Consider the following 18,123-nt stretch of genomic DNA (forward strand, 5'->3'; position numbering starts at 1 on the left):
GATGGTAAGACACCAACTGTAACCGTTAAAGATAACGAAGACGGTACTCACACAGTTAAAGTTGTGAACCCAGATGGCGAAACAACAGAAACCATCATCAAAGACGGTAAGAACCCATCAGTCACAACTGAACGTGGTGAAGATTCTGAAGGTAACACAGGTACATGGGTAATCACACATGACCCTGCTGGTACAGTAACAGGTCGTACATTTGTTAAAGATGGTAAAGACGGTAAAGATGGTAAATCACCAGTCGTAACTGTTAAAGATAACGAAGACGGTACTCACACAGTTAAAGTTGTGAACCCAGATGGTGAAACAACTGAGACAGTTATCAAGAATGGTAAAGATGGTAAGACACCAACTGTAACCGTTAAAGATAACGAAGACGGTACTCACACAGTTAAAGTTGTAAACCCAGATGGCGAAACAACAGAAACCATCATCAAAGACGGTAAGAACCCATCAGTCACAACTGAACGTGGTGAAGACTCTGAAGGTAACACAGGTACATGGGTAATCACACATGATCCTGCAGGTACAGAAACAGGTCGTACATTCGTTAGAGATGGTATTGACGGTAAAGATGGTAAATCACCAAAAGTAACTATCAAAGATAATGAAGATGGTACACATACTATCACTGTTGAAGATCCAGATGGAACTAAGACTGAAACTGTTATCAAAGACGGTAAAGATGGTAAGTCACCAAGCGTTACTGTTAAAGATAACGAAGATGGCACTCACACAGTTAAAGTTGTCAATGTCGATGGTCAAACAACAGAAACAATTATCAGAGATGGTAAATCACCTCGAGTTTCTACTGAACGTGGTAAAGACACAGACGGTAACGATGGTACATGGGTAATTACTCGTGATCCAGAAGGAAATGAAACAGGCCGTACATTCGTTAAGGATGGTAAAGACGGAGTCGACGGTAAAGATGGTAAAGACGGAGTAGATGGTAAATCTGCGAAAGTCACTGTCACTGAAAATGGTGACGGTACACATACAATCACTGTTGAAAATCCAGACGGAACTAAGACTGAAACTATCATCAAAGATGGTAAAGATGGTAAGTCACCAAGCGTTACTGTAACTGATAATGAAGATGGAACTCATACTGTAACTGTTATTAATGTTGACGGTCAGAAGGTTCAAACTATTATCAAGGATGGTAAGACTCCACGTGTAACAACTGAGACAGGCCAAGATAAAGATGGTAATACTGGTACTTGGGTAATTACACATGATGGTGATGGCAAAGAAACAGGTCGTACATTTGTTAAAGATGGTAAAGACGGTAAGGACGGTAAAGATGGTAAGGACGGTAAGTCACCAACTATTACTACCGAACCTGGTAAAGACGAAGAAGGTCGTTCAGGTGTTTGGGTAATCGTACGTGATTCTGAAGGAAACATCACTAGCCGTAACTTTATCCGTGATGGTATTGATGGTAAGACACCAAAAGTTCGTACTGAATCAGGTAAAGATAAAGAAGGAAATACTGGTGTTTGGGTAATCACTGAAGATGGTGATGGTAAGGAAACTAGCCGTACCTTTGTTCGTGATGGTAAAGATGGTAAGACACCAAGTATCACTACTGAACCTGGTAAGAACAAGGAAGGTCAATCAGGATACTGGATCATTATCAAGGATGGTGATGGTAAAGAAACAAACCGTATCTTTATCCGTGATTGTGGATGTCCTAAGAAAGAGGATCCAAAACCACAACCACAACCGGATCCAAAACCACAACCACAACCAGATCCAAAACCACAACCACAACCAGATCCAAAACCACAACCACAACCGGCTCCAAAACCACAACCACAACCGGCTCCGAAACCACAACCACAGCCGGCTCCAAAACCACAACCACAACCGGCTCCAAAACCACAACCACAACCGGCTCCAAAACCACAACCACAGCCGGATCCAAAACCACAACCACAACCGGATCCAAAACCACAACCACAACCAGATCCGAAACCTCAACCAATCGAAGACAAACTTATCCCAATCAACAAGTTTAGAAATGATGAACCTCAAAAAGAATTACCAAACACTGGTACAGAGGATCTTCCATTCCTATCACTTGCAGCGATTGCTGGATTAGCAACTGCTGGATATGCTTTGTCTCGTAAGAGAAGAGAAGAATACTAATCAATTCTTGCTTTACTAAGTGATTTAAAACAGAATTGGATAGCATAAAAAGAGTCTGGGACAATAGTGCCTCGATTCTATCAAAAAAGCAACGGTTTTGTGCCGTTGCTTTTTTGCATGGTTTCGATAGTCTTGGTAAAATAGAATTGCTTAATAAACCATTTAGAAAGGCTATCCCATGCATATTCACTATAACACAAATCAAACAAAATTAAAAAGCTAGAGTTCCACAATTGGGAATCTCTAGCTTTTTTGTGGCTGAGAACTATTTTTGTCCCAGACTCTTTTTTTTAAATGCTATAGTTACTTTCTTTACTTAAACGTTTTAGAAGTGGTTTTCCAACGAAACTAATGGCAATAATTTTCGCAAGATCAGGAATGATAAAGGGAAGCACACCGACAGCTAGTGCTTTATCAAAAGGCATACCAGCAAGGAAGTGGAGGCTAAGTATGCCACCAACAAAGACAAGAGAATCTCCTAAGAGATTAGCAATAAAAATACGAACATAGCTACTATTTTTATGAATAAGGTATGAAGTAATTCCAGCGTATAATAAGTCAAACCAAAGGTAACCAGCGCTTGGTCCTACTAAAACATGAAAACCAGCTCCTCCGCCAGCAAAGACAGGAAGACCAATAGCACCTAGTAAGAGATAAAGTCCGACAGAAAGGACAGCTTCCCTAGGTCTAAAAACAGTAGCAATGAGTCCGATTGCAAAGTTTTGCAGAGTAAATGGTACTGGACCAATTGGGACACTGATTTGAGCTAATACTGCAATAAGAGCAGCACCGATGGCAGGAATAGCATAGATATGAGCTTTTTTCATAATAGTTAACCTCTTTTATAATTTATAGTAACTATTATACTTGAAGCAACATATTTGTCAACCAGTTTTAAAAAATATGGTTACAAAAATGTAACAGCCGATTTAGAAACAGCAAATAGTTTTAAAAAAGAAACAAAGACAAACGCCAAAAAATAATATTTGTCTTTGTTTTGAGAGAACATAGTGTATTAACGCATAGTTACAAACTCTTCTGAACCGGTTGGATGGATAGCAACAGTCGCATCAAAGTCAGCTTTTGTAGCACCCATTTTGATTGCAACTGCAAAACCTTGAATCATTTCATCGACGCCATAGCCGATACCATGAAGGCCAACGACCTTTTCGTCTGCACCTGCTGTAACGAGCTTGAAGCGAGCTTCTTGACGGTGGCTGGTAACTGCTGAATACATAGAAGCAAATTTTGAAGTATAGACTTTAATGTTTGCTTGTCCATACTCTTTGATAGCTTCTTCCTCAGTTAGACCGACAGTTCCAATAGCAGGGTGTGAAAAGACAACAGTTGGAATAGTAGTGTAGTCCATTTTGGCATTGGTTTTTCCATTGAAAAGTCTTTCGGATAGGGTACGTCCAGCCTTGATAGCAACAGGAGTCAGTTCTTTTTCACCTGTGACATCGCCAAGGGCGTAGATACCATCAACGACCGTGTTTTGGTATTCGTCAACTTGGATGAAACCACGTTCATTGAGAGTAACGCCTGCCTTTTCTAGCTGGAGTCCTTCAACGTTTGGACGGCGGCCAGTTGCCCAGATAACTTGACTGGCAGTATGAGTACTACCATCCTCGAAATGAATGGTAATGCCTTGTTCAGTTTCTTCAAGTTTAGCAGGAACCTTATGGGTGTGGAGTTTTAGTCCAGTATTCTCCATTTCTTGAACTAGACTCTCAACAATATAGCTGTCAAATCCACGAAGTGGACGCTCACGACGGACGAATAAATCTGTCTGCACACCAAGGGTATGGAGCACGCCAGCTAATTCGACAGCAATGTAACCAGCACCCAGAATGGCTACAGATTCAGGCAACTTATCCCAAGCAAAGACATCATCAGAACTACCACCTAGTTCAGCACCAGAAATGGTAGGAATATGAGGATGTGCCCCAGTTGCAATCACGATGTGCTTAGCACGGATCAACTCTCCATTGACACTAACAGTATGAGCATCAACGAACTCGGCGCGTCCTTCAATCAAATCAACTCCGTTACGCTTAAAGCTTCCACCATAAGAAGAGCGAGCACGATCAATATAGGCTTCACGATTTTTACGAAGTGTTGCATAATCAAATTCATTACCAGTACTTGTAAAACCATAGTCAGGTCCATATTTGTGGATGCTCTCTGCGATTTGAGCTCCGTACCACATAATTTTTTTAGGAACGCAGCCAATATTGACACAGGTTCCACCTAATTTCTTTTCCTCAATAACTGCCGCTTTAGCACCATGTTCACCAGCACGATTCATGGTAGCAATACCCCCGCTACCTCCTCCAATGGCGATAATATCGTATTCTCTCATAGAAAGCTCCTTTGTTGTTTTCTAGTCATATTCTATCTTTTTTTGAAGGTCAATGCAAAAATCTGCTACGTTTAAAATTTTTAAGAAAATGCTTGCAAAAATAAAAAAGAAAGTGTATTATATAACTAATACAACAATAAAAGATTCAGCAAATGTTTTTGGATAATGAGAAATAAATTGTCCATTTTTAGGATATGTGCTATAATCTTAACATATATATTTATAAAAGGGGTATTGCTATGAAAAGAAAGTCAAAAGCTAAGAAATGGCCTTTATTTACTGCTATTGGAGTGGCGTCAGTACTTGTAGTGGGAGCAGCAGCTGTTCTTCTATTGAGACAACCAAATCAAGCTGCAGCAAAAGATGAAACTGCTAAGATTGTCCTTGCTAAAGAGGGGTCTGTGGCATCTTCAGTTCTTTTATCTGGTACAGTAACTGCTCAGAATGAACAATACATCTATTATGATGCAAGCAAGGGTGACTTGGATGAGGTCTTGGTTTCTGTTGGAGATCAGGTCAGCGAAGGACAGGCTCTCGTCAAGTACAGTAGTGCAGAAGCCCAGGCTGCCTATGATGCTGCCAGTCGTGCCGTTGCTAAAGCAAACCGTCATATCAATGAACTAAATGAGTCTCGAAATACCGCCGCAGCAACACCTAGCCTTCCTCAAACAGGTCTAGAAGGAGCAACTGGACAAGCGCCAGCTCAGTCATCCGGTTCTGCCACAGCTGCTATTGATTCTCAAATCAGCGATGCACGTGATGTGCGTGCAGATGCAGAAGCGCAACTTGAAAAAGCTCAAGCCCAATTGAATGCTGCTACGGTATTGAGTACGGTGGAGGGGACAGTTGTTGAAGTGAATCGCAACGTTTCAAAATCTCCAACGGGAAATAGTCAAGTATTGGTACATATCGTAAGTAACGATAACTTGCAGGTCAAGGGAGAACTTTCTGAGTACAACCTTGCCAATCTATCTGTAGGCCAAGAAGTTACCTTTACTTCTAAGGTTTACCCAGATAAAACTTGGAATGGTAAGATTAGCTATATTTCAAATTATCCAAAGAACAGTAGTGAAGCAAGCAGTAGCTTAGCTGGTTCAAACACAGGTTCTAAATACCCATATACGGTCGATGTAACTAGTGAAATTGGTGATCTGAAACAAGGTTTTACTGTCAGTGTCGAAGTGAAAAGCATGAGTAAAGCATTGCTTGTTCCTATTACAAGTATCGTCATGGAAGAAGATAAAAACTATGTTTGGATTCTTGATGAAAATCAAAAGGCCAAAAAAGTTGAAGTTGGATTGGGCAATGCAGATGCAGAAAACCAAGAAATCACATCTGGTCTGACAGATGGAGCAAAAGTCATCAGTAATCCGACAGCTTCCTTGCAAGAAGGAAAAGAGGTGAAGACTGATGAAACAACTAATTAGCCTCAAAAATATCTGCCGTAGCTATCGAAATGGTGATCAAGAACTTCAAGTTCTCAAAGACATTAACCTAGAAGTTCATGAGGGAGAATTCGTGGCTATCATGGGACCATCTGGTTCAGGTAAGTCAACCCTCATGAATACCATTGGTATGTTAGATACACCTACAAGTGGTCAGTATTTTCTAGACGGAAAAGAAGTGGCCGGTTTGGGTGAAAAACAATTAGCCAAGGTTCGAAATCAAGAAATCGGCTTCGTCTTTCAACAATTCTTTCTCTTGTCCAAAATGAATGCTCTACAAAATGTAGAACTTCCCTTGATTTATGCAGGAGTTTCAGCTTCTAAACGTCGCAAACTAGCAGAAGAGTATCTGGAAAAGGTTGAACTGACTGAGCGTAGTCATCACTTACCTTCGGAGTTGTCAGGTGGTCAGAAGCAGAGGGTTGCCATTGCACGTGCATTGGTCAATAATCCTTCTATCATCTTGGCAGATGAACCGACTGGAGCTCTTGATACTAAAACTGGAAATCAAATCATGCAACTCTTGGTTGAATTAAACAAAGAAGGAAAAACCATCATTATGGTTACGCATGAGCCTGAAATTGCTGCCTATGCGAAACGTCAAATCGTCATCCGAGATGGTGTCATTTCGTCTGATAGTGGTATCGTAGAAAAGGAGGAAAACTAAGATGCAGAATCTGAAATTTGCCTTTTCATCTATCATGGCTCACAAGATGCGGTCCTTCCTGACCATGATTGGTATCATCATCGGTGTTTCCTCAGTTGTCGTTATCATGGCCTTGGGAGATTCCATGTCTCGTCAGGTCAATAAAAATATGACCAAGTCCCAGAAAGATATCCATGTCTTTTTCTCACCTACAAAGAGTAAGGACGGTTCCTTTACACAAAGACAATCTGCATTAACCTTGTCTGGAGGTCAAGAAGAAAATTTTGTTGAACCACCAAAACCTCAAGAAGCATGGGTCAAGGAAGCTGCTAAGCTCAAGGGAGTGGATAGCTACTATGTGACCAACTCAGCCAATGTGACCTTGACTTATAAGGATAAAAAGGTCGAACACGCTAACATGACGGGTGGGAATGTCACCTATATGGATGCGGTCGAAAATGAAATCATTGCAGGTCGTGGCCTTAGAGCGCAAGATTATAAGGATTTCGCAAGTGTGATTATCCTAGATGAAGAACTAGCCAATAGCCTTTTTGGTTCTGCACAGGAAGCACTCAATCAGATTGTTGAAGTAAATGAAATCAGTTACCGTGTTATTGGTGTTTATGCAAGTAAAGAAGCTAAGGCTGTAAAATCCTTTGGAGTCGGAGGACTACCAATTACGACCAATATTTCTCTTGCAGCTAATTTTAACACAGACGAGATTTCAAGTATTGTCTTCCGTGTCAATGATACTAGCTTAACTCAGACTTTAGGACCAGAGCTGGCTAGGAAAATGACGGAGATTGCAGGTCTCCAACAAGGGGAGTATCAGATAGCAGATGCAACGGAAGCCTTCAACGAAGTGCAACAAATGTTCGGCTTTATAACTACGATTATTAGTGCTATTGCGGGAATTTCCCTCTTTGTTGGTGGTACAGGTGTTATGAACATTATGCTTGTTTCTGTGACAGAGCGTACCCGTGAGATTGGTCTACGCAAAGCGCTAGGAGCAACACGAGCTAATATCCTGGTTCAGTTCTTGATTGAATCCATGATTTTAACCTTGTTAGGAGGGTTCATCGGTCTTGTACTGGCTGCAGGGGTGACCATGCTTGCAGGAGTTCTTCTTCAAAACTTGATTGCAGGAATCGAAGTTGGAGTATCCATCCCAATCGCTCTCTTTAGTTTAGCGGTCTCGGCTGGTATCGGCATGATATTCGGTGTTCTACCAGCCAATAAAGCTTCTAAGCTGGATCCTATCGAAGCACTTCGCTATGAATAATTTAAAAGATAAAAAACGAGATGGACATTTGTCTGTCTTGTTTTTGTATGGATTTCTCTATCGAAAATCACTAAAAATATGGTATAATGAAGTGTTAGAAAAACAGGTTTCATTAGCCTGGAAAGGAAAAAATATGTCTGAAAAGAATTTTTATATTACAACACCGATTTACTATCCATCTGGTAAACTTCATATCGGTTCTGCCTACACAACTATTGCCTGTGATGTCTTAGCACGATACAAACGTCTTATGGGCTATGATGTCTTTTATCTGACTGGTCTTGACGAGCATGGTCAAAAGATTCAACAAAAAGCAGAAGAAGCTGGGATCACACCTCAAGCCTATGTTGATGGCATGGCAGTTGGAGTCAAAGAACTCTGGCAATTACTGGATATCTCATATGATAAATTTATCCGTACAACTGACGACTATCATGAAAAAGTAGTAGCACAAGTTTTTGAACGCTTGCTTGCTCAAGATGACATCTACCTAGGTGAATACTCTGGTTGGTATTCAGTATCAGATGAAGAATTCTTTACAGAAAGCCAACTTGCGGAAGTTTTCCGTAACGAAGCTGGAAATGTAACTGGCGGTATCGCACCATCAGGACACGAAGTTGAATGGGTTTCAGAAGAGTCTTATTTCCTTCGCCTCAGCAAGTACCAAGACCGCTTGGTCGAATTTTTCAAATCGCACCCTGATTTCATCACTCCTGATGGTCGTCTCAATGAAATGCTTCGTAACTTCATTGAGCCAGGTTTGGAAGACTTAGCGGTTTCTCGTACAACCTTTACATGGGGAGTTCCAGTCCCATCTAATCCAAAACACGTTGTCTATGTTTGGATTGATGCCCTTCTCAACTATGCGACTGCTCTTGGTTATGGTCAAGATGAGCATGGTAACTTTGATAAGTTCTGGAATGGAACAGTCTTCCACATGGTAGGAAAAGACATCCTTCGTTTCCACTCCATCTACTGGCCAATCCTTCTTATGATGTTGGATATCAAATTGCCTGACCGTTTGATTGCCCATGGTTGGTTTGTCATGAAAGACGGCAAGATGTCTAAGTCTAAAGGGAATGTCGTTTATCCTGAAATGTTGGTAGAGCGCTATGGTCTCGATCCACTTCGTTACTACCTCATGCGTAGCCTTCCTGTTGGTTCAGACGGAACCTTTACTCCAGAAGACTATGTAGGTCGTATCAACTATGAATTAGCAAATGACCTCGGAAACCTCCTCAACCGTACGGTTTCAATGATTAACAAGTACTTTGATGGTCAAATCCCTGCCTATGTAGAAGGTGTAACAGACTTTGACAATGAACTTGCTCAAGTGGCAGAACAATCAATCGCTGACTACAATACCTACATGGAAGCAGTTGACTATCCACGTGCACTTGAAGCAGTCTGGACCCTCATCTCTCGCACTAACAAATATATCGATGAGACAGCTCCATGGGTACTGGCTAAGGACGAAGCGCACCGTGAGCAATTGGCAAGTGTGATGAGCCACTTGGCAGCTAGCCTTCGTGTCGTAGCTCACTTGATTGAGCCATTTATGATGGAAACCAGTCGTGCAGTCTTGACACAACTTGGTCTAGCAGAAGTTTCTAGCCTTGAAAACTTGAGCCTAGCTGATTTCCCTGCAGGTGTAACAGTAGTTGCCAAAGGAACACCAATCTTCCCACGTCTCGATATGGAAGAAGAAATAGCCTATATCAAGGAACAAATGGAAGGCAACAAGCCAGCCGTCGAGAAAGAATGGAATCCAGATGAAGTCGAACTCAAACTAAACAAGGAAGAAATCAAGTTTGAAGACTTCGACAAGGTTGAAATTCGTGTTGCTGAAGTCAAAGAAGTTTCTAAAGTAGAAGGTTCTGATAAGTTGCTTCAATTCCGCTTGGATGCTGGTGATGGTGAAGATCGTCAAATCCTCTCAGGAATTGCAAAATACTATCCAAATGAACAAGAATTGGTCGGCAAGAAAGTTCAAATCGTTGCTAACCTCAAACCACGCAAGATGATGAAAAAATATGTCAGCCAAGGGATGATCCTCTCAGCTGAACATGATGGCAAATTAACCCTTCTAACAGTTGATCCAGCTGTACCAAACGGAAGTGTGATTGGCTAAAATAAAAAGGACCAGTTTGAACTGGTTCTTTTTCGTTTGATAAAAGTTGATAAAAGTGTCATTCTGCTTTATAATGAAGAAAAACGGAGGAAATTGCCATGAAATACATTCCATTTGGTCAAGAGAAAAGAGAATTGTCCGAAATCGTTCTAGGCATGATGCGAATCAGTGACAAGCCGGTTAAGGAAGTGGAGGAGCTGGTTGAAACAGCCCTATCTGTAGGAATCAATGCCTTTGACTTGGCAGATATCTATGGTGGAGGTCGTTGCGAAGAATTACTGGGACAAGTGTTAAACAATCGTCCTGACCTGCGAGAAAGGATGTGGATCCAGTCCAAGTGTGGCATTCGCATAGAAGAATTTACCTATTTTGATTTTTCAAAAGATTACATTTTAGAATCAGTAGACGGGATTCTAAAAAGATTGCAGGTCGATTATCTAGATAGCTTGCTTCTCCATCGACCAGATGCTTTGATGGAAGCGGATCAAGTAGCTCAAGCCTTTGATATTCTACACAAATCAGGTAAAGTTCGAGACTTCGGTGTGTCCAATCAAAATCCCATGATGATGGAATTGCTGAAGAAGGAAGTCAAACAACCTTTATCTATCAATCAATTACAGCTAAGCGCAGCTTTCACGCCAGGATTTGAATCAGGTTTCCATGTCAATATGGAAGGTGAAAAGGCAGCTTTGCGTGATGGTAGCGTCTTTGAATACTGCAAATTAAACGACATGGTTATTCAGGCATGGTCAGTCTTGCAGTTCGGATATTTCAAAGGGAATTTTGTCGGCAATGAGAAGTTCAAACAATTAAACCAAGTCCTAAATCGACTAGCCTTAAAATACGGTGTGAGCCCATCAGCTATTGCTATCGCTTGGGTGTTACGCTATCCAGCTAAGATGCAAGCGGTGGTAGGGACAACAAATCCAAAACATTTGCTAGAAGCCAGCCAAGCAAGTAATGTTAACCTAACTCGAAAAGAATGGTATGAGCTTTACCTAGCAGCAGGGAATGATTTGCCATAGGAAAAAATGCATTTTAAGAAATCACAGTCAAAAAGCCGTTGAAAAACGGTTTTTTGTTATAATGAAATTAAGATTTATAGATAACAAAGGAGAAAAACATGACATTCGAAGAAATCCTGCCTGGACTAAAGGCAAAAAAGAAATATGTACGAACTGGCTGGGATGGAGCTGAAAACTATGTGCAGCTTTTTGATACCATCGAGCAAAATGGCGTCGCCCTTGAAGTGACACCCTATTTCCTCATCAACGTATCTGGTGAAGGAGAAGGATTTTCTATGTGGAGTCCAACTCCTTGTGATGTCTTAGCGACGGATTGGGTGGAAGTCCATGACTAAACGTGTATTGATTACAGGTGTTAGCTCAGGGATTGGTCTGGCTCAAGCTCGACTCTTTTTAGAAAAAGGTTATCAGGTTTTTGGAGTGGATCAGGGTGAAAATCCTGATTTACAGGGTGACTTTCACTTTTTACAACGTGATTTAACGCTTGACTTGGAACCCATTTTTGATTGGTGTCCTCAGGTGGATATTCTCTGCAATACAGCTGGAGTTTTGGATGACTACAAGCCCTTACTAGAACAATCTGTCCAGGAAATCCAAGAGATTTTTGAAATCAACTATGTGACTCCAGTTGAGCTGACTCGTCTTTATTTGAAAATCATGCTGGAGAAAAAGAAGGGCATCATTATCAATATGTGCTCCATAGCTTCAAATCTAGCAGGCGGAGGTGGTCACGCTTATACCTCGTCTAAACACGCCTTGGCTGGCTTTACCAAACAATTGGCTCTAGACTATGCTGAAGCTGGGATTCAGGTCTTTGGTATCGCTCCTGGTGCAGTAAAGACTGGTATGACCGCAGCTGACTTTGAGCCAGGTGGATTGGCAGATTGGGTGGCTAGTGAGACACCAATCAAACGCTGGATTGAGCCAGAGGAAATAGCAGATGTTACACTTTTCCTAGCAAGTGGAAAAGCAAGCGCCATGCAAGGGCAAATCCTGACCATTGATGGTGGTTGGTCTTTGAAGTAGCATGGTTGGTATTCTGTGAATATGTGGAGGTAAGTTATGAAAAGAGATGAGTTTGGATTTATCATACCCAATCTCTACTATCAGTTTTTAACGGAGTGGAAAGAGGTTGATCCCTATGAAATTGGAGATTCAGGTATTTGTTTGTATGCTAAGGAGGATCTAGAGGAGCGTAATGAGACTTATCAGATTGAGGAGGTCGAGCCAGATTATTTTATGATTGGACAGGAAGGAGATTTGGCCTACTTCATCAAGAAAAATGCAGATGATTGCATTTATGAAAATGACTTAGGAGCTTTAGGATCCTTAGAAATGCAAAAAGTAGCTTCAAACGTCTATGACTTTATTGATAAGGTATTGGAAGAAGAATTGTAAAAGAGGAAGAAATTAATCATGTTTAGAATGCTAGATTCGGATTTACCGATTTCAAAAGAAGACCTTTTACAATTTGAGGAGATTCTTGGGAAGGAATTGCCAAAAACTATGTTGGACTTTTATCTCAAGCACAACGGTGGTCAACCCCAAGTAAGGGGAGTCCACGATGAACATCATCTCTTTCCTTTTAATTCCTTTGATTCACTTGATGAGATGAAGAAGTCTCTTTCCTGGTTTGACGATGAGGCTGTGCCTGAGGGATTTAAGGCCGCAGATCTTCTCCATTTTGCCTATGATCCTGGATCGGGCAACTATGCTCTTTCTCTAAGGAAAGAGGATTATGGCAAGGTGTATTTCTATGTTTTAGAAGAAAAAGCTGATTTGTATGGTCAATGGCCATCTTTTGAGGATTTTTTGAATTCCTTTGTTGAAGAGTGAGACTAAAAAGGAGAAGGGATGCGGAAATACCAAGAACTTTCACTAGAGCAGATCATCGAGCAGATGCGTGTGAACAAGTTATCATCAGATGATTTTTGCCTCTATGCCAAGGAGGATGGAGAACTAGCACTAGCTAGGTCCTATTGGGTATCAGATTATCCGAATGTCGTGGAAGACCGTGATATCTATCCGATGGATGTAGCGAAGCAAGATCTCCAGCTAGTCTACTATGGAGAACAGTTGATTGATGTTCTCAACGTAGCGCTTGAAGAAAAGCCAAATGCAAGTCTCCAAGACTTGGTTGATGCTTTGAATTATTATAATCAGCACGATAACTTTATGCCCTTTAATGATTAGCTAAGTTGATTAGAGAAATGGTATCTGATGACTGATAGCATAAGGAGAGAAAATGATGAGAGAATATAAATTTGATGTCCATAACGAGATGTTTGTATCGATTCCAGAGGAAAGAGAAAAGGTCTGCCTTGCTTTAAGTGATTCTTTAAAGGTTATCAATGAGGAGTTAACTCCGTCTTATAAAGCAAAACTCGATAATCTCCTGGATCAATCATCAGTATGGTATCCCACAGCTTTGGAAAAAATTCAGGAGGAATTTCCAGAACTAGCGCACGCTAGACTCCTATCCATTTTTATTTTGTCTGAACAAAGGGATATAGACCTAATTTTTGGTTTGGAATTTGGACTAAGAGAGGACTCGGAGCATGGTAGAGGACTTAAATTCTCCCTCAATAGTTTTGAAATTTTAGAATATGGTATAGGCGAAGTAGCTTATTACTAGGTGTAGTCGATAACAAGAGAAGCACTAGAAGATGGAGCAGGATATGGTTGAGAAAGAATGGCGTTTTTATTCATCAGAGGATGATAGGGAGTGGGTAATTTTATCAGAACGTGACAGAGCTGAAACAAAAGAGGATATCCACTCTGTTAATCAGAAAGAATCCGTCATGCGAATGTATCGAAGACCGGGGGACTTTATCTCAGTGTCTTTGCTGTCTGCTTCTTATGAGATAGACGATGTAACAGGGAAACTTGGACAAGAGCGAGATTTCTATTTAAAAATTGAATGCCTGCAAGATGGATGGGCCAGTATTAGTTCTCAAGTCTATAAAAAAGAGGAAGCAGTAACTTTAGCAAGCCTCTTTATGGGACTCAGAAAAGATGCGGCTATCAAGCTTTGGAAGTTAAAAAAATTGGGTGAAAAGAATCTAGGAGATCGGATAGAGAAATGACAGTCAAAATCAATGAATTAGTGAAGGAGCTTGGTTTTTGTGTGGTGCCTACAAAGGAGAAACCATTTAGTCTGGATGAGGTCCGTTTCAACATTTTGGCATATTTAGAGGATTATTCCAAAATGGGTTTTTCTTTTGTTAAAGTAGCTACTGATCTAGTAGAACTAAGGAAAGAGCAAGAGAGTTATAGGCTTGTTGGCCAGTGTTTTTTAGGTGCTTTTGTAATTGGAGAAGAGGAACAAGTCTTCTTACTTTGCAATCGAGAAGGAAGAGAAGTTTTTCAAGAATCAATGGTTTATGTCAATTCTTCCTTACATACTTTTGTTTCCTCTTATTCGCTCTTTCTATCAAGCATCTTTCTTTTGAAAGCAAAGTTTTATGAGATTGAGCAAGATGAAGTCGAAGAAATTGCAGCAAACTTGAAGGATCAAGTACTTGCCTTGGAGAAGCCCCTTGAACAAGAATTGCCCTTCTGGGAGCACATGGCCTATTTGATAGAAGACGATGGAATCGTTCTAAGAGATGATCTCTTTCATATCTTAAATAAAGAGCAGTAGGAATAGAATTAAATTAATTATGGAGAAAAAATTGCCCCAGATAAAGATTCGTGAGTGGAATGAAAAGCCAAGAACAAAACTTCGATTTATTAAAATTGGTGATATTTTTTGCTATCAATTTTCAGAGGAAATGTTTGTATTTGGTCAAATCCTTGGAAAAGTGAACGTTGGTCATGTCATTCAATTTTTCGATATCTTTCAAGCAAGTCCTACTATAACAGTTGAGGAGCTAAGTCGTGCTCAATTTATAGGTAAGCCCATCATTATAGATTCCTACACCTTGTTTGATCGAAGTCCAGTATGGTCTTGGCAGATAATTGGTCACCAAGCGGATTTTGATCCAAGCCCTTTTAAGGATTTAGCCTTTAAATGGGGAGACCCAAATGGTCTTCACTTTGGGAAGGTCTGGCTAGATGGTAGGCGGGAACCTAAGATTTTTTCTAGGGAAGAAGTTGAGGAGCTGGACTAGGAAGCTTGTGTCGGAACTATAGTTTATAACAGAATCTTGGAAGAAGAACTGGACAAGAAAATGAAATAAAGGAGTTTGAGATGGACTATGTAGATGAGTTAACTTCAGGACGAACGCCCTTGGTAAAAAAGGCAGCGAAAAAAATTTTAAGAGGCAGACTAAAAGGATATGGACCATTCTTGCATCAGGCCTTGGAAGGGGAGATGGAAAAGCCTAAATCATGGGAAACACAAATGTACTTGCTCTACGCCATGGCCGCAACGGATTGCACAGAAGAAATCCCCTATCTCAAGTCATTACTGCTGATAGATATTCCAACCCCTGTAACCTATCGCTCTTTAGCAGTAGCGATTGCTTATCTAGAAAATTTAGAAACAGAGAATTTGTCTTTTGTTTATGAGTCCTTGGAATCGAATAATTTATTGCAAGCTGCAGGTGCTTGTGCAGCACTCTATCTGAGAAAGATTGTTCTGAAAGATGACGATTTTGAGAAAATCATGACCTTTATCACCAAGGATGTTTATTTGGAAAATATAAGAGGAACAATCGCTCCGTTTATGTTCATTTTGGCTACATCTTATCTATATCCAGAACAGAATCGCCAGAAAATTGTAGACTTTTCTCGTCAATTTAATGAAGTACATATAAATACGATCATTGAGGATGTATCCAAAGGAAAGGACGGCAGGAGGATTAGGCTATTCTAAGACCTACTTAAAGAGAGAAGCTGTCACTTCCTTAAAGAGGGAAACAATGAATCTTAAAAAGAAGATTTATATTCATTTTTAAAAAGGAGTTCATACTGTGAAATGGTTTGAAAAAGTAGTGGGGAAGGAAAAGATTATTCATTTGTTTGATGGTGATTTGGACTTGAAGAATGTATTTCTTGATACTGTGTTATGTTACGATTACAAATTAGATCTTGTCTTTTATTTATTTGATTTGCCAACTAATTTCCCTGAAAAGTGGCAGAAAAGTGCATTTAATGCCATAAAAATTAATTTAGAGTTTTTTAATTTAGATGAAATCCATTTTTATTCTAAGGGGATTCATAAGGTGAATGGTCAACTGGAACTGCTCTTTTTAGAGAATAAGGTTGAATTCAATTTTATAAACCAAAATGATGTGATGTTATCAGGATCTTCTGACCTTGTTAGAATTGCTGAGATTGGTCCTGTGAAGATTGATACTTAAAGATGTATTCCTAGCTTATTTGCGGAGATTCAGGATGATCAAACAATCCTCCTTTATTAGGAGGGGCACCACGACTATGGGAAAAAGTGAAGGAAGAGCACAAACATTAGACCTTGACCTAAGGCTAGACCTTTCTACAAGAACAAAACTACGAGACCACGAATATGAAGTTACAGTATTTTGAATTAGATAAGCCCTATGTAGAAAATCAACAGAGGATTGAGGAGTTGATGGACTCAGCTGCGCTAACTTACGAGGAAGCTAGAGTTGAAGACTATCGACAGAATTGGAAAGGTCAGCGAAGAGCGTTCGTATATGAATCCAAATGTATGACCTCTATGATAGAGCGCCTCTTTAAACCGGTTGTGACCAAGGATTGTTGGAAAATCAACGTAGAATGTGTAGATACGATTAGCAATCCAGCTATCATGAATCTACTTGGTGTCTATACTGTTCAGGTCTTATTTGATTTTTCTAGCTATGAAAGTTTGAGTCCATTGGATCAGAAAAAGATGCTCTTAGAGGCCTTGGTAAAAGGGGCGAGGCGCGTGTTTCAGGAGCTCTCTATTCCATACTCCTTGATAGAGGATGTAATCAATAAAATAGAGAAAAACGATTATGAAAATAGCTGGGAGTGGAAAAGGAAGAAGATCCAATCCACGAGCTATTCCATTCAAGTGGAGCATCAGCTAGATAAGGTGGATTTGTTTTGGAAGATAGAGCACAAGGATAAGAGCATCCGTCAGTTGATTCAATCCTGCCCTGCTCACGAGATGGACTATGGGGCTAAGCTTGGTAAACTGGAAACAAAAGGGAACTTCCTTTATCTGTTGGATCAACAGAATGAGGTTGTGAGTAGAATTTCTGTTTTAGAATGATAGAGCAAGAACCATGAGTGACTTAAAAAAGAGATTATCCTTATTAAAAGTAGAAAAACGAATCAATCAGTTGAGGGGAGTTAAGGATGTCCATTTTCTGACCGATAAACCTAAAGAAATTGATTGGTATGCTGGGGAGTTGAATCCTATCGATTCTCCGATTTCTTGCCTTTATGAGTTTTCTATCGACCTTACTACTAAAGATCTAAGTAGGTCAATTCAAAGTCTTGTTGGCAATAGCAGTCGGTTTATCCTAGTTTTTTGGGAGTTTTCACCAGTTTACGTCTTGTTTCAAATGGAGTCTTTGGATGACTTTTTGCCCTCTTATTTTACTGAATTTTCTACTAAGGACCTGACACTTTTCTTTCAAGACCAGGAAAAAGTACTGGATCTCCATTTAGCGGAGGATAAAGTAGAAGTGAGAGTCTTGGAGAATAAGGCTAAGAACCGGTAGATTCTATAAATTGAAAATGAACATAGAATTAATAGATGAAAGAGGCAAAGAGGAAAGAATGCTATTCTTGGAGAGACAAATGATAAAGGAAGATTCTAATGTGTGAAAAAGAATATTATTATTATGGCAATAGTGAGTTTATGTCAGGCCTAGGAGTTATTTATACAGAGTTTACTGGTCAGTGTGCAAGTCGACAAATTAACGTTTTGAATGGGCACTCTTATGCTTCTTCTTGCCTACAGGATTATGTTCCAGAAGTAGGGTTTCTACTCTATGATGGTCGAAAAGATGAGTTGGATCTATCAGACTCCATCAAGATTAGTCAAGAGGAATTTGAACGAATTTGGGCTCAGGCTGTCGCTAACGGTCAGAATGATACGTAATCGTCAGTTGAAAATAGCCAAATATAATCCCAAAAATGTGAGAGG

The 18,123-nt window shown here is 40.2% G+C and carries 22 protein-coding genes; 20 read left to right on the plus strand and 2 right to left on the minus strand.

Annotation, left to right across the window (positions count from 1 at the left end; translation table 11 throughout):
* A partial coding sequence (locus K1I67_RS05390) for a collagen-flanked surface repeat-containing protein (protein WP_223339148.1) occupies window positions 1-2,166 on the plus strand: 2,166 nt, incomplete at its 5' end.
* A gap of 290 nt (window positions 2,167-2,456) precedes the next feature.
* Here K1I67_RS05390 and K1I67_RS05395 read toward each other — a convergent pair.
* Together K1I67_RS05395 and gor are read right to left on the minus strand one after the other, a co-directional pair.
* Window positions 2,457-2,993: a biotin transporter BioY gene (locus K1I67_RS05395; protein WP_223339149.1), complete on the minus strand. Its 537-nt coding sequence runs from the start codon at window positions 2,991-2,993 to the stop codon at window positions 2,457-2,459.
* Window positions 2,994-3,181: 188 nt separating this feature from the next.
* A complete protein-coding gene (gene gor, locus K1I67_RS05400; protein ID WP_223339150.1) occupies window positions 3,182-4,528 on the minus strand; it encodes a glutathione-disulfide reductase in 1,347 nt (448 codons plus the stop codon).
* Between the two features lie 239 nt (window positions 4,529-4,767).
* Here gor and K1I67_RS05405 point away from each other — a divergent pair, with 239 nt between their 5' ends.
* The 19 genes from K1I67_RS05405 (at window position 4,768) to K1I67_RS05495 (ending at window position 18,078) form a co-directional block, all read left to right on the plus strand.
* Complete coding sequence (locus K1I67_RS05405; protein ID WP_223339151.1) at window positions 4,768-5,955, plus strand: efflux RND transporter periplasmic adaptor subunit; 1,188 nt, start codon at window positions 4,768-4,770, stop codon at window positions 5,953-5,955.
* Window positions 5,939-6,640, plus strand: a complete 702-nt coding sequence (locus K1I67_RS05410) for an ABC transporter ATP-binding protein (RefSeq protein WP_049494612.1) — start codon at window positions 5,939-5,941, stop codon at window positions 6,638-6,640. The genes K1I67_RS05405 and K1I67_RS05410 overlap by 17 nt, the downstream gene beginning before the upstream one ends.
* Window position 6,641: 1 nt before the next feature.
* Window positions 6,642-7,901, plus strand: a complete 1,260-nt coding sequence (locus K1I67_RS05415; protein WP_223339152.1) for an ABC transporter permease — start codon at window positions 6,642-6,644, stop codon at window positions 7,899-7,901.
* A gap of 133 nt (window positions 7,902-8,034) precedes the next feature.
* Window positions 8,035-10,032 (plus strand): methionine--tRNA ligase, encoded by a 1,998-nt coding sequence (metG, locus tag K1I67_RS05420; RefSeq protein ID WP_223339153.1) that lies wholly within the window; start codon window positions 8,035-8,037, stop codon window positions 10,030-10,032.
* A 98-nt stretch (window positions 10,033-10,130) separates the two neighbouring features.
* On the plus strand, window positions 10,131-11,057 hold the full coding sequence (locus tag K1I67_RS05425; protein WP_223339154.1) for an aldo/keto reductase: 927 nt from the start codon (window positions 10,131-10,133) through the stop codon (window positions 11,055-11,057).
* A gap of 98 nt (window positions 11,058-11,155) precedes the next feature.
* Window positions 11,156-11,392, plus strand: a complete 237-nt coding sequence (locus K1I67_RS05430; protein ID WP_223339155.1) for a DUF2829 domain-containing protein — start codon at window positions 11,156-11,158, stop codon at window positions 11,390-11,392.
* Window positions 11,385-12,083 carry a 3-oxoacyl-ACP reductase gene (locus K1I67_RS05435; protein WP_223339156.1) on the plus strand — a complete coding sequence of 233 codons (699 nt, stop codon included), beginning with the start codon at window positions 11,385-11,387 and terminating at the stop codon, window positions 12,081-12,083. The genes K1I67_RS05430 and K1I67_RS05435 overlap by 8 nt, the downstream gene beginning before the upstream one ends.
* A gap of 36 nt (window positions 12,084-12,119) precedes the next feature.
* Window positions 12,120-12,455: a hypothetical protein gene (locus tag K1I67_RS05440; RefSeq protein ID WP_223339157.1), complete on the plus strand. Its 336-nt coding sequence runs from the start codon at window positions 12,120-12,122 to the stop codon at window positions 12,453-12,455.
* Between the two features lie 18 nt (window positions 12,456-12,473).
* A complete protein-coding gene (locus K1I67_RS05445; protein WP_223339158.1) occupies window positions 12,474-12,893 on the plus strand; it encodes an SMI1/KNR4 family protein in 420 nt (139 codons plus the stop codon).
* 18 nt (window positions 12,894-12,911) lie between these two features.
* Window positions 12,912-13,250: a DUF7716 domain-containing protein gene (locus K1I67_RS05450; protein ID WP_223339159.1), complete on the plus strand. Its 339-nt coding sequence runs from the start codon at window positions 12,912-12,914 to the stop codon at window positions 13,248-13,250.
* 55 nt (window positions 13,251-13,305) lie between these two features.
* Window positions 13,306-13,692, plus strand: a complete 387-nt coding sequence (locus tag K1I67_RS05455) for a hypothetical protein (RefSeq protein ID WP_223339160.1) — start codon at window positions 13,306-13,308, stop codon at window positions 13,690-13,692.
* A 43-nt stretch (window positions 13,693-13,735) separates the two neighbouring features.
* Complete coding sequence (locus tag K1I67_RS05460) at window positions 13,736-14,143, plus strand: hypothetical protein (protein ID WP_045615184.1); 408 nt, start codon at window positions 13,736-13,738, stop codon at window positions 14,141-14,143.
* Window positions 14,140-14,700: an immunity protein gene (locus tag K1I67_RS05465; protein ID WP_223339161.1), complete on the plus strand. Its 561-nt coding sequence runs from the start codon at window positions 14,140-14,142 to the stop codon at window positions 14,698-14,700. Before K1I67_RS05460 ends, K1I67_RS05465 begins: the two co-directional genes overlap by 4 nt.
* A 19-nt stretch (window positions 14,701-14,719) precedes the next feature.
* The gene (locus K1I67_RS05470; protein ID WP_223339162.1) at window positions 14,720-15,169 is read left to right on the plus strand and encodes an Imm26 family immunity protein; all 450 of its coding nucleotides are present in this window, start codon (window positions 14,720-14,722) and stop codon (window positions 15,167-15,169) included.
* A gap of 80 nt (window positions 15,170-15,249) precedes the next feature.
* Window positions 15,250-15,876 carry a hypothetical protein gene (locus tag K1I67_RS05475; RefSeq protein WP_223339163.1) on the plus strand — a complete coding sequence of 209 codons (627 nt, stop codon included), beginning with the start codon at window positions 15,250-15,252 and terminating at the stop codon, window positions 15,874-15,876.
* 97 nt (window positions 15,877-15,973) lie between these two features.
* Window positions 15,974-16,363, plus strand: a complete 390-nt coding sequence (locus tag K1I67_RS05480; protein ID WP_223339164.1) for an Imm50 family immunity protein — start codon at window positions 15,974-15,976, stop codon at window positions 16,361-16,363.
* Between the two features lie 164 nt (window positions 16,364-16,527).
* The gene (locus K1I67_RS05485; RefSeq protein WP_223339165.1) at window positions 16,528-17,241 is read left to right on the plus strand and encodes a hypothetical protein; all 714 of its coding nucleotides are present in this window, start codon (window positions 16,528-16,530) and stop codon (window positions 17,239-17,241) included.
* A gap of 13 nt (window positions 17,242-17,254) precedes the next feature.
* Entirely contained in the window at window positions 17,255-17,695 is a 441-nt protein-coding gene (locus K1I67_RS05490) for a hypothetical protein (protein ID WP_223339166.1), read from the plus strand.
* A 98-nt stretch (window positions 17,696-17,793) separates the two neighbouring features.
* Window positions 17,794-18,078: a hypothetical protein gene (locus tag K1I67_RS05495; protein ID WP_223339167.1), complete on the plus strand. Its 285-nt coding sequence runs from the start codon at window positions 17,794-17,796 to the stop codon at window positions 18,076-18,078.
* The last annotated feature ends 45 nt before the right edge of the window (window positions 18,079-18,123 follow it).

The sequence above is a fragment of the Streptococcus infantis genome, from assembly GCF_019929575.1.
Classification (GTDB): Bacteria; Bacillota; Bacilli; order Lactobacillales; family Streptococcaceae; genus Streptococcus; species Streptococcus infantis_L.